The sequence below is a fragment of the Streptomyces olivochromogenes genome (genome assembly GCF_021538895.1).
Lineage (GTDB): Bacteria > Actinomycetota > Actinomycetes > Streptomycetales > Streptomycetaceae > Streptomyces > Streptomyces olivochromogenes_A.
Map to the genome: position 1 here is coordinate 16,444 of NZ_JADDRL010000115.1, position 13,002 is coordinate 29,445.

The window sequence follows — 13,002 nt, forward strand, 5'->3', positions numbered from 1 at the left end:
GGCCGCCGGATGTCAGATGCCGAGTTCGTCCGTGATGAAGGCCAGCACCTCGTCGGACGAGGCGTCCTGCAGACGTGCGCCCACGTCGTCCGTGCCGTCGGAGTGCGCCGTCCGCAGGCTCTTGAAGCGGGCGAGCAGGTCCTCCAGACGGGCGGTGACCGCCCGGTGCGCCTCGTCGTCGAGCGAGGCGTCCGGCAGGTGGCTCTCCAGCCGGTCGAGTTCGGCCAGGACGCCTTCGGCCGGGTCGGTCTGCTCGGGTGCCAGTTCGGCGTGGAGCAGGCGGGCCAGGGCGAGCGGTGTCGGGTGGTCGAAGACGGCGGTGGCGGAGAGCCGGATGCCGGTGGCGGCGGTGAGCCGGTTGCGGAACTCGACGGCGGTCAGCGAGTCGAAGCCGAGTTCCTTGAAGGAGCGGGTGGCGCCGACCGCCGACGGCCCGGCGAAGCCGAGCACGGCCGCCGCGTACGACTGGACGAGGTCGAGCAGCGCCGTCTCCCAGCCGTCGGCGGGCAGGCCGGCGAGGCGGGCGCGCAGTGCCTCGCCCGGTCCGCCCGCGCCCTCCGCCGCGGTGGTGGCGGTGGCGACGGCGTGTGCGGTGGGCCGGGCCTGGGTGCGGACGAGTCCGCGGTACAGGTGCGGCACCGGCGCGCCGTCGGTCGCGCCGCGCAGCGAGGCCGTGTTGAGGCCGATCGGCACGAGGTGCGGGTGGTCGTGGCCGTACGCGCCGAGCGCGGCGTCCAGGAGGGCGAGACCCTGTGCGGGGTCGAGCGGGCGGATGCCGGAGCGGGCGAGGCGGCCGAGGTCGGCGGCGTCGAGGTGGCCGGTCATGCCGCTGGGCTCGGCCCACAGGCCCCAGGACAGTGCGGTGGCGGGCAGGCCGGCGGCGCGCCGGTGGGCGGCGAGGCCGTCCAGGTAGGCGTTGGCGGCGGCGTAGTTGGCCTGGCCGGCGTTGCCGAAGACGCCCGCCGAGGAGGAGAACAGGACGAAGGCGTCCAGGTCGCGGTCGGCGGTGAGCTCGTGCAGGTGCTGTGCCGCGACGGCCTTGGGCGCGAGGACGGCTTCGAGCTTCTCCGGGGTGAGGCGGCCGAGGGTGGCGTCGTCGAGGACTCCGGCGGCGTGGACGAGGGCGCGCGGGGCGTGCCGGTCGAGGAGGGCGGCGAGGGCGGCGAGGGCGTCGCGGTCGGCGATGTCGCAGGCCTCGGCGACGACGGTTGCGCCCGACTCGGCCAGTTCCTCGGCGAGTTCGGTGAAGCCGGGGGCGTCGGGGCCGCGCCTGCTGGTGAGGACCAGGCTGCGTACGCCGTGCTCGGTGACCAGGTGGCGGGCGACGAGGGCGCCGAGGCCGCCGGTGCCGCCGGTGATCAGGACGGTGCCGTCGGGGGCCCAGGTGTGCGGCTCGCCCTGTTCGGCGGGCTCGGTGCGGGTCAGGCGCGGGACGCGGATCTCGCCGTCGCGGAGGGCGAACTCGGGTTCGCCGGTGGCGAGGGCCGCCGCGAGCAGGGCTCGGGAGGGAACCTCGGTGCCGATGTCGGCGAGGACGATCCGGTCGGGGCTCTCGGACTGCGCGGTGCGGACCAGGCCGTGCACGGCGGCCTGCGCGAGGTCGGCGATGTCCTCGCCGGCTGCCGCGGAGACGGCGCCGCGGGTGACGACGACCAGGCGCGCGGTGTCGGTGCGCGGGTCGGACAGCCACACCTGGAGGTCGCCGAGGGTCTGCATCACGGCGTCGTCGACGGTGCTCTGCCAGTGCACGGGGGCCAGGACGGTGGTGATGCCGCCGTCGAGTTCCTCGGTGCTGAAGATCTCCGGCAGGCCGGGGAAGAGCGGGTCGTCGCCGAACACGGCCCAGTCGTCCGGGATTTCGCCGGTCTCGGGGGCGGGCAGGGCCGTCCACTCGACGCGGAAGAGGGTGTCGCGGAACGGGCTGCCGCTCGCCTGGGAGAGGCGGGCCAGCGCGTCGGCCGGCAGCTGCCGCAGCCCGAGCGTCTCGACGGTGGCGACGGGGGCGCCGGCGGTGTCGGTGACGGTGACGGACACCGCGCCCTCTCCCGCCGCCGCGATCCGTACGCGCAGCGCGGAGGCGCCGGCGCTGTGCAGGGTGACGCCGGACCAGTTGAACGGCAGCCAGGGGCCGCCGTCGCCCGCGTCCAGGAAGCCGCCGAGCGCGATGGCGTGCAGGGCCGAGTCGAGCAGGGCCGGGTGCAGGCCGAACTGCGGTGCCTGCGCGGCGGTTTCGAGGGGCAGGGCGACCTCGGCGTACAGGGCGTCGTCGGCGCGCCAGGCGGAGCGCAGGCCGCGGAAGGCGGGGCCGTAGTCGAGGCCGAGGGCGCCGAGCTCGGCGTACAGGCGTGAGGTGTCGACGCTCTCGGCGGCCTCCGGCGGCCAGGGGGCGAGGTGCTCCCCGGCCTGCGCGGGCGCCTGGGTGAGCAGGCCGGTGGCGTGCCGGGTCCACGGGTCGTCGGGCAGTGCGTCGGCGGGCCGCGAGTGCACGGCGACGGTACGGCCGTCGCCCGCGCCGGACGCCGAGACCACGACGCGCAGCTGGATCTCGGCGCGCTCGGGCAGGACGAGCGGCGCTTCGAGGGTGAGGTCGGCGAGGTGCGGGTGTCCGGCCTCGTCCCCGGCGCGAACCGCCATCTCCAGGAGCGCGGTGCCGGGTACGACGACGGTGGAGCCGACGGCGTGGTCGGCGAGCCAGGGCTGCGCGGTCAGCGAGAGCCGCCCGGTGAGCACCAGGCCGCCGTCGCCGGGCAGAGTGACGGCCGCGCCGAGCAGCGGGTGTCCGGCGTCGCTCTGGCCGACGGCACCGGGGTCGGTGGCGGCGACGGTGGGCTCCAGCCAGTAGCGCTCGCCCTGGAAGGGGTACGTCGGCAGCGGCACCCGCCCGGTGGCGCGGCCCGCGAACACGGCGTCCCAGTCGGGGCGTACGCCGTGCGCGACGAGCCGGCCGAGGGAGGCGAGGACCCGGGCACTCCCGCCGTCGTCGCGGCGCAGGGTGCCGGTGACCACGGCGTTGTCGGCGCCCGCGTCGGCGAGGGTGTCGGTGAGGCCGACGGTCAGCACGGGGTGCGGGCTGCACTCGACGAACACGGTGTGGCCGGTGTCGGCGAGGGAGCGTACGGCGGGTTCGAAGCGGACGGTGTGGCGCAGATTGCGGTGCCAGTAGCCGGCGTCCATCTCGTGACCGTCGATGAGCCGGTCCTCCAGCGTGGAGTGCAGGGGGACGCGTCCGGCGCGGGGGCGTACGGGGGCGAGGAGTTCTTCCAGTTCCTCGCGCAGGGACTCGACGTGGGCGGAGTGGGAGGCGTAGTCGACGGGGATGCGGCGGGCGCGTACGCCGTCGCTCTCGCAGCGCTCCAGCAGGGCGTCGAGGGCGTCCGGGTCGCCGGAGACGACGGTGGACGCGGGCCCGTTGACGGCGGCCACGGAGATCTGCCCCGGCCACTGTGCGAGGAGTTCCTCGACGCGGGCGGCGGGCAGCGGCACGGACACCATGCCGCCGGTGCCGGCGAGCCGGATCAGGGCGCGGCTGCGCAGGGTGACGACGCGGGCCGCGTCCTCGACGCTGAGCGCGCCGGCGACGCAGGCCGCGGCGATCTCGCCCTGGGAGTGCCCGACGACGGCCGACGGGACGACGCCGAGGGACTCCCACAGCGCGGCCAGCGACACCATCACGGCCCACAGGGCGGGCTGGACGACGTCGACGCGCTCCAGTGAGGCGGCGCCGTCGGCTCCGCGCAGCACGTCGAGCAGCGACCAGTCGGTGAAGGCGTCCACCGCCGCCGCGCACTCCTCGACGCGCGCCCGGAACACCTCCGAGGTGTCCATCAACTCCCGTGCCATGCCGACCCATTGGGAGCCCTGGCCGGGGAAGACGAACACGGTCTTGCCGACGGGCCCGGCGAGGCCCTCCTCGACCCCGGCGGCCGGGGTGCCCTCGGCGAGGTCGGACAGTCCCTGGAGCAGCTCGGTGCCGTCCTCGCCGACGAGGAACGCGCGGTACTCGAAGGGCGTGCGGGTGGTCGCGAGGGAGTGACCGATGCGGGCCAGGTCGGCCGGGGCCAGTTCCCGCCCGGCGAGCTGCTCGCCCAGTCGGCGGGCCTGGGCGCGCAGCGCCTCGGGGGTGCGGGCGGTGAGCAGCCACGGTACGGGCCCGTCGGCGTGCTCCGCCCGCTCGGGTACGGCGGCGGGTGCGGGCGCCTCCTCCAGGATCACGTGGGCGTTGGTGCCGCTGAAGCCGAACGCGGAGACGCCGGCCCGGCGCGGTGCCGCTTCCCGGCGCGGCCAGGGCCGGGCCTCGGTCAGCAGCCGTACGGCGCCGGCCTCCCAGTCGATGTGCGAGCTGGGCTCGTCGACGTGCAGGGTGGCGGGGAGCTCCTCGTGGCCGAGGGCCTCGACCATCTTGATGACACCGGCGATGCCGGCCGCGGCCTGGGTGTGTCCGAGGTTGGACTTCACGGAGCCCAGCCACAGCGGCTCCTGGCGGTCCTGGCCGTAGGTGGCGAGCAGGGCCTGCGCCTCGATCGGGTCGCCGAGGCGGGTGCCGGTGCCGTGCGCCTCGACGGCGTCGACTTCGGCGGGCGCGAGGCCCGCGGTGGCCAGGGCCTGCCGGATGACGCGCTGCTGGGAGGGCCCGTTGGGGGCGGTGAGGCCGTTGCTGGCGCCGTCCTGGTTGAGGGCGCTGGCGCGGACGACGGCGAGGATGTCGTGGCCGTTGCGCTGGGCGTCGGAGAGCCGCTCGACGAGGACCATGCCGACGCCCTCGGCCCAGCCGGTGCCGTCGGCGGACTCGGCGAAGGCCTTGCAGCGGCCGTCGCCGGCGAGCCCGCGCTGCCGGCTGAAGTCCACGAAGGTGTCCGGCGTCGCCATCACGGTGACACCGCCGGCGAGCGCCAGGTCGCACTCGCCGCGCTGCAGCGCCTGGACGGCCATGTGCAGGGCGACCAGCGACGAGGAGCAGGCGGTGTCGACGGTGACGGCCGGGCCTTCGAGCCCGAGGACGTAGGAGATACGGCCGGAGGCCACGCCGCCCGAGGTGCCGGTGCCGAGGAAGCCCTCGACGCCGTCGGGGAGGTGGGTGTATCCGGCGCCGTTGCCGTAGTCGTGGTAGATGAGCCCGGCGAAGACGCCGGTGCTGCTGCCGCGCAGGGTGTGCGGGTCGAAGCCGCCGCGCTCCAGGGCCTCCCAGGAGGTCTCCAGCAGGAGCCGCTGCTGCGGGTCCATGGCGAGGGCCTCGCGGGGGCTGATGCCGAAGAAGGGGGCGTCGAACAGGGGCGCGTCGGGCAGGAATCCGCCCTGGTCGGTGTAGCTGGTGCCGGGGCGCTCGCCGGTCGGGTCGACGACGGCGTCGATGTCCCAGCCGCGGTCGTCGGGCATGGCGCCCATGGCGTCGCCGCGGGTCGCGAGCAGCCGCCACAGGTCCTCGGGCGAGCGGACTCCGCCGGGGAAGCGGCAGGCCATGGAGACGACGGCGATGGGCTCGTCGGTGCCGATCGCCGGGCCGGACGCGGCGGTCTCGGCGGGCAGGGAGCCGACGAGTTCCTCGCGCAGGTATCCGGCGAGCGCCTCGGGTGCCGGGTAGTCGAAGACCAGCGTGGCGGGCAGCCGCAGCCCGCAGGCGCCGGCGAGACGGTTGCGGAACTCGACGCCGGTGAGCGAGTCGAAGCCCAGGTCCTTGAAGGCCTGGGTGACGTCGACGGCCTCGGGTCCGCTGTGGCCGAGGACGGCGGCGGCGTGCGTACGGACGACGTCGAGCAGCAGCGCGTGCTGTTCGTCGGCGCCGAGCCCGGCGAGCCGCGTGGCCAGTTCCCCGCCGCCGGCGGCCTTCTCGGCGCCGCGGGCGGTGCGCCGCGCCGGGGTGCGCACCAGGGCCCGCAGCAGCGCGGGCACCTCCTCGGGCGCGGCGGACGCGGGCAGGTCGAGGTGGATGGGTACGAGCGCGGCGTGCGGCAGGGCGAGCGCCGTGTCGTACAGGGCGAGGCCCTCCTCGCCGGTGAAGGCGGCGGAGCCGGAGCGGGCCATCCGGGCGCGCTCGGCCTCGTCCAGCGACTCGGCCATGCCGCCGCCCTCGGCGGCCCACAGTCCCCAGCCGAGCGAGAGGCCGGGCAGGCCGTGGGCGCGGCGGTGGGCGGCGAGGGAGTCCAAGTAGGCGTTGGCGGCGGCGTAGTTGGCCTGCCCCGGGTTGCCGAAGGTGCCGGCGGCCGAGGAGAACAGTACGAACGCGGAGAGGTCGGCGAGCCGGGTCAGCTCGTGCAGATGCCGGGCGGCGTCCGCCTTCGGGGCGAGCACCTTGTCGAGCCGCTCGGGGGTGAGCGAGCCGACGACACCGTCGTCGAGGAGGCCCGCGACATGCACGACGGCGGTCAGCGGGTGCTCGTCCGGTACGCCGTCGAGGGCCGCGGCGACCGCGTCCCGGTCGGCGGCGTCACAGGCGACGAAGTCGACGAGGGCACCCAACTCACGTATGCCATCGGCGAGTTCATCCGCCCCCGGCGCCTGGGCGCCGCGCCTGCTGGCCAGCAGCAGCCGCCGTACGCCGTACTCGGTGACCAGGTGCCGGGCGAGCAGCCCGCCGAGCGCGCCGGTCGCGCCGGTGACCAGGACGGTGCCCTCGGGGTTCAGGGACGCGGGCACGGTCAGCACCAGCTTGCCGGTGTGCCGGGCCTGCCCCATGACGCGCAGCGCCTCCGGGGCCTCGCGCACGTCCCAGGCGGTGACGGGCAGCGGCCGCAGCGCCCCGCTCTCGAAGAGCGCGAGCAGCGCGCCGTACATCTCCTGGATGCGGTCCGGGCCCGCGTCCATGACGTCGAAGGCCCGGTACACGACCCCCGGGTGCTCGGCGGCGACGGTGTCCGCGTCCCGGATGTCGGTCTTGCCCATCTCGACGAACCGGCCGCCGCGCGGCAGCAGTCGCAGCGACGCGTCCACGAACTCCCGTGCCAGCGAGTCGAGTACGACATCCATGCCGCGCTCGCCGGTGGCCTCCAGGAAGTGCTGCTCGAACTCCAGTGTGCGGGAGTTGGCGATGCGGTCCTCTTCGACACCGAGGGCACGCACGGCACCCCACTTGGCGGGGCTGGCCGTGCCGTACACCTCGGCGCCCAGGTGCCGGGCGAGCTGCACGGCCGCCGTGCCGACACCGCCGGCGGCGGCGTGGATGAGCACGGACTCGCCGGCGCCGAGACCGGCCAGGTCGACGAGGGCGTAGTAGGCCGTCAGATAGACGACGGGCGCGGCGGCGGCCTCGGCGAACGTCCACGTGGACGGCATCGCGGACACCAGCCGGTGATCGACCACGGCGAGCGGTCCGAACGCCCCGGAGAACAGGCCCATGACCCGGTCCCCCACGGCGAACCGTTCCGCACCGGGTCCGACCTCCACCACGACACCGGCCGCTTCCAGACCGAGCCGCCCGGCGTCCCCCGGGTACATCCCGAGGACGTTCATGACGTCACGGAAGTTCACACCGGCGGCCCGGATCGCGACCCGGATCTGCCCCTCGGCGAGCGGTGCGGCGGCCTCGGGGAAGTCGGCGACGTAGAGGCTGTCGAGCGTGCCGTTCGCAGTGAAGTCCAGCCGCCAGGGCGCGTCGCCCTCCGGGACGCTCAGCTCGGCGCCCACGCTCCGGACGAGCCGCGGGGCGAGCAACTGCCCGGCGCGCAGCGCAAACTGGGGCTCGTCGATGCCGGTCAGGGCCGGCAGCAGGGCGTCGGCCGACTCGGCGGAGGTGTCCAGGTCGACCAGGACGATGCGCCCCGGGTGCTCGGACTGGGCGGACCGGGCCAGACCGACCACGGCGGCGGCCGCGGGGTCGGGCACCCGGTCGCCGGCCGCGGCGGCCACCGCCCCCGAGGTGACCAGCACCAGCCGGGCGCCCTCGGGCTGCGCGCCCTCCAGCCACTCCTGTACGACCTCCAGGGCGCGGTGCACGGCGTCGCGCGGCGCCAACCCGGCGGTGACGAACGTGGCGAAGACCAGCTGGGCCTCGTCGGCCTCACCGGACTCGGCGACCTCGTTCACGTGCCGCCCGCCGGCCTCCACGACCAGGTCGACGATCCCGAGCGGGTCGGGCCCGATGACACGGCACGGTACGGGGGCCGACCGCTCGTCCGCGGCGGCCTGGGCGATCGTCTGCCAGTCGAGACGGTAGAGGGAGTCGTGCCCGCGCCCGCCGGCCGCCGGGGCGGGCAGCGCGCGCAGGGCCAGCGCGCCGACGGTGGCGACGGGGGCGCCGGACGGGTCGGCGAGGTCGAGCCGGTAGCCCGTCCCTTCAGCGGTGACCCGCACCCGCAGCGCCGAGGCATCGGCCGCGTGAAGTGCGAAGTCCGTCCAGGAGAACGGCAGTTGGGCACCCTCGGTGTCGCCGTCCAGCAGGCCGATGGCGTGCAGGGAGGCGTCGAGGAGGGCCGGGTGGATGCCGTAGCCCTGGGTGTCGGTGCCCTCGGGCAGGGCGACCTCGGCGTAGACGGCCCCGTCGGCGGAGCGCCAGGCGGTCGTGAGTCCCTGGAAGAGCGGACCGTACTGCAGACCGATGGCGGCGAGGTCGTCGTAGAGGGCGCCGGTGTCGACCGGTTCGGCGCCGGCCGGGGGCCAGGCGGCGAGGTCGGCGGCGGGCTCGACGGTGTCCGCCGACAGGACGCCTTCGGCGTGCAGGGTCCAGGACTCCTCACCCTCCGGGCGGGAGTGGACGGTGACGGCGGGCTCCTCGCCCTCGCCGACCCGGACGCGCAGGGCGACACCGCCGCGCTCGTCCAGCACGAGCGGGGCGTGCAGCGTCAGGTCGCGGACGGTCCTCGCACCGACCTGGTCACCGGCGCGGACCGCGATCTCGACCAGCGCGGCACCGGGCACGATGATCGTGCCGTTCACGGCGTGCTCGGCCAGCCACGGGTGGGTGGCGAGCGACAGCCGACCGGTGAACAACACGCCCTCGGCGTCCGGCAGTTCCATCGCACCGGCGAGGATGCGGTGGCCCGCGGCGGTCAGTCCGAGTCCGGCGGCGTCGGAGGCCGCGTACGGAGCGGTGTTCGGCCAGTAGGTCTCGTGCTGGAAGGCGTAGGTCGGCAGCTCGACCGGGCGCCCGGCGGTGTCGGCGTAGAAGGCCTGCCAACTCACCTCGCCCCCGGCGCAGTGCAGCCGGGTGAGGGCTTCGACGAGGGCCTGGGGTTCGGTGCGGTCGCGGCGCAGGGTGGGGATGGCGCGGGGGTCGGCGACCATGGCGGTCAGTACCGCGTCGGGGCCCAGCTCCAGGAACGTACCGATGCCCTGCCCGTCGAGGGTGGCGACGGCGTCGGCGAAGCGGACGGCCTGACGGACGTGCCGCACCCAGTAGGAGGGGTTCGAGAGGTCGTCGTACGACACCTGCTCGCCGGTGAGGGTGGAGACGATCGGTATCGCGGTCTCGTTGTAGGTGAGTTGGGCGGCGATCTGCTCGAACTCGGCGAGCATCGGCTCCATCAGCGGAGAGTGGAAAGCGTGGCTGACCGTGAGCCGCTTGGTCTTGCGGCCCGTCTCGGAGAAGTGCGTCACGACCTGCTCGACGCCGTCCACCGGTCCGGAGACGACCACGGAGGTCGGGCCGTTGACGGCGGCGATACCCGTGCCTTCGGGAAGGACGGGCAGGACTTCGTCCTCGGTCGCCTGGATGGCGGCCATGGCGCCGTCGGCGGGCAGCTGCTGCATCAGCCGGCCGCGCGCCGACACGATCAGCGCCGCGTCTTCGAGCGACCACAGGCCAGCGACATGCGCGGCGGCCAGCTCACCGATGGAGTGTCCGGCCAGCACCTCGGGGCGTACGCCCCAGGCCTCCAGCAGCCGGAACAGGGCGGCTTCGAAGGCGAAGAGGGCGGGCTGGGTGTAGCCCGTCTCGTCCAGCCCTTCCCCGCCGAACATGACGTCCTTCAGGGGCCGTTCAAGGTGCGGGTCCAGAGCCGCGCACACCTCGTCCAGCGCGGCGGCGAAGACGGGGAAGGCCTCGTACAGCTCCCGGCCCATCCCCGCGCGCTGGCTCCCCTGCCCGGTGAAGAGGAAGGCGGCCGGTCCGGCCTTCGCCGACGGGGTGTCCTGGTGGGTGATGGCCGCAAGGCCGGTCAGCAGGCCCTCGCGGTCGGCGGCGACGGCGCTCGCACGGTACGGGAGTGCCGAGCGGCCGGTGGCGAGGGCCCGGCCGATGTCGGCGGGGTCCAGTTCCGGGTGTGCGGTGGCGAAGTCGAGGAGGCGGGCCGCCTGGGCGCGGACGGCGTCGGCGGTCCTGCCGGAGACGATCCAGGGCACGACCGGCAGCTCACGGGTGGGTGCCGCCGGGTCGGCGGGGTTCTCCGCGGGCGCTTCCTCGATGATGACGTGGGCGTTGGTGCCGCTGATGCCGAAGGAGGAGACACCGGCGCGCCGGGTGCGCTCCCCCGCCGACCACGGCCGGGCCTCGGTCAGCAGCTCGACGGCGCCCTCGGTCCAGTCGACGTGGGACGAGGGGGCGTCGACGTGCAGGGTGCGGGGCAGCTGCTCGTTGCGCAGGGCGAGGATCATCTTGATGATCCCGGCGACGCCCGCGGCGGCCTGCGTGTGGCCGAGGTTGGACTTGATCGAGCCCAGCCACAGGGGCTCCTCGCGGTCCTGCCCGTAGGCCGCGAGCAGGGCCTGGGCCTCGATGGGGTCGCCGAGGCGGGTGCCGGTGCCGTGCGCCTCGACCACGTCGACCTGGTCGGGCGAGAGCCGGGCGGCGGCGAGTGCCTGGCGGATGACGCGCTGCTGGGAGGGGCCGTTGGGGGCGGTGAGGCCGTTGCTGGCGCCGTCCTGGTTGATGGCCGAACCGCGCACCACGGCGAGGACGCGGTGCCCGTTGCGGCGGGCGTCGGAGAGCTTTTCGAGGACGAGCATGCCGACGCCCTCGCCCCAGCCGGTGCCGTCGGCGGCCTCGGCGAACGGCTTGCACCGGCCGTCGGGGGCCAGGCCCCGCTGGCGGCTGAAGTCGACGAAGGTGTCCGGCGTCGCCATCACGGTGACACCGCCGGCGAGGGCCAGCGAGCACTCGCCGCCGCGCAGCGCCTGGGCGGCCAGGTGGACGGCGACGAGCGACGACGAGCACGCCGTGTCGACGGTGACGGCGGGGCCTTCGAGCCCGAAGGCGTAGGAGACGCGGCCGGAGGCGATGCTGCCGCCGACACCGAGGAAGCCCTCCAGGTCGTCGGTCGCGCGCTCCAGGACCTCGCTGTAGTCGCTGTACATGACGCCGGCGAAGACGCCGGTGGCGCTGCCGCGCACGGTGGCCGGGTCGATACCGGCCCGCTCGAACGCCTCCCACGACGTCTCGAGCAGCAGCCTGTGCTGCGGGTCCATGGCCAGCGCCTCGCGCGGGCTGATCCCGAAGAACCCCGGGTCGAACTCGGCCGCCTGGGAGAGGAATCCGCCCTCGACCGAGTAGGTCCGGCCAGCCGCGTCCGGGTCGGGGTCGTAGAGGCCGTCCGTGTCCCAGCCGCGGTCCTCGGGGAAGCGGCTGATGGCGTCGCCGCCCGAGGCGAGCAACTGCCACAGCTCGTCCGGCGAGTTGACGCCGCCGGGGTAGCGGCAGGCCATGCCGACGACGGCGATCGGCTCGTGGGCCGAGGCGGTCAGCCTTCGGTTCTGCTCACGCAGCCGCTCGGTCTCCTTCAGAGACGCCCGGAGAGCCTCGACGATCTTCTCGTTCTGTGCAGACACCTTCTGTCCAGACACCTCTTACCTCACCCAATCCGCGTCGCGCGTCGTCAGCCGCGTCATCAGAAGTCCGATCCTTCGAGCGCCATCGAGATGAGGCTCTCGGCATCCATGTCGTCGATGTCGTCGACGATTGCGCCGGCTTCGCCGGCCGGGTCGTCCGCCGTCAGGGGCGAACCGGTGGTCGCGGGCCGGTGGCCCGCGAGTTCGAGCAGCGCGTCCAGGAGGCCCGCGTCCCGGAGCCGGGCCAACGGGATCGCCCGCAGGCTCGCCCGTACTGTCTCCTCGTACGCCGCGTCGCCGCCCTCGGCCGGGTCCTCGGGGACCAGCTGCCGGAGCAGGAACCCGGCGAGTTCGGCCGGGGTCGGGTAGTCGAAGACGAGCGTCGCCGGGAGGCGGACGCCCGCTTCCGCGCCGAGCCCGTTGCGGAGCTCGACCGCGGTGAGCGAGTCGAACCCGAGCTCCTTGAAGGGCTTGTCCGGGGTGATCTCCGGCGCCCCGTTGCCGCCGCCGGGCCCGCCGACCGCACCGAGGACGGCGGCGACATGCCGGTTGACCACGTCGAGCACCAGGCGCTGCCGGTCGGGGCCCGCGAGCCCCGCCAGCCGCCGCGCGAGTTCCTGCCCGCCCGGGGCACCGGCGCCGGCGGCGGACCGGCGCACGGCGACCGGCCGCACCAACTGGGCGAACAGCGGCGGAACTTGCGCACCGGCGGTGCGAGCGAGCGTGGGCAGGTCGAGACCGGTGGGAACCAGCAGGGCGTGGTCCGTGGCGACCGCGGCGTCCAGCAGCGCGAGCCCCTCGGACACCGCGAGCGGCCGTACGCCGGAGCGTGCCATGCGCTCGATGTCGGCCTGCTCGATCCCGGCCCCCATGCCGCCGGCCTCCGGTGCCCACAGTCCCCACGCGAGGGACGTGCCGGGCAGCCCCTGCGCGCGCCGCTCGGCGGCGAGGGCGTCCAGGGCCGCGTTCGCCGCGGCGTACGCGCCCTGTCCCGCGCCGCCCAGCACACCGGCGGCGGAGGAATAGAGGACGAACGCTTGGACGTCGAGGTCGAGTTCGGCCGTCAGCTCGTGCAGATGACGGGCCGCGTCCGCCTTCGGCGCCCGCAGCGCGTCGATCGCCTCCGGCGTGAGCGAACCGATCGTCCCGTCCCGCACCACGCCTGCCGTGTGGATGACGGCGGTGAGGTCGGGGTGCGCGGCGAGGAGCTCGGCGAGGGCGGAGCGGTCGGTCACGTCACAGGCGACGATCTCGACCTGGGCCCCCAACTCCGTGAGCTCAGCAGTGAGTTCGGTGGCGCCGGGGGCGTGG

At 75.1% G+C, this 13,002-nt stretch carries 2 protein-coding genes; both read right to left on the minus strand.

Features of this window, described 5'->3' with window-relative positions:
* Nucleotides 1-12: 12 nt before the first annotated feature.
* Nucleotides 13-11,691, minus strand: a complete 11,679-nt coding sequence (locus IPZ69_RS37740; protein ID WP_235459224.1) for a type I polyketide synthase — start codon at nucleotides 11,689-11,691, stop codon at nucleotides 13-15.
* 59 nt (nucleotides 11,692-11,750) lie between these two features.
* The coding region (locus tag IPZ69_RS37745) for a beta-ketoacyl reductase (RefSeq protein WP_235459225.1) at nucleotides 11,751-13,002 on the minus strand (1,252 nt) is incomplete at its 5' end.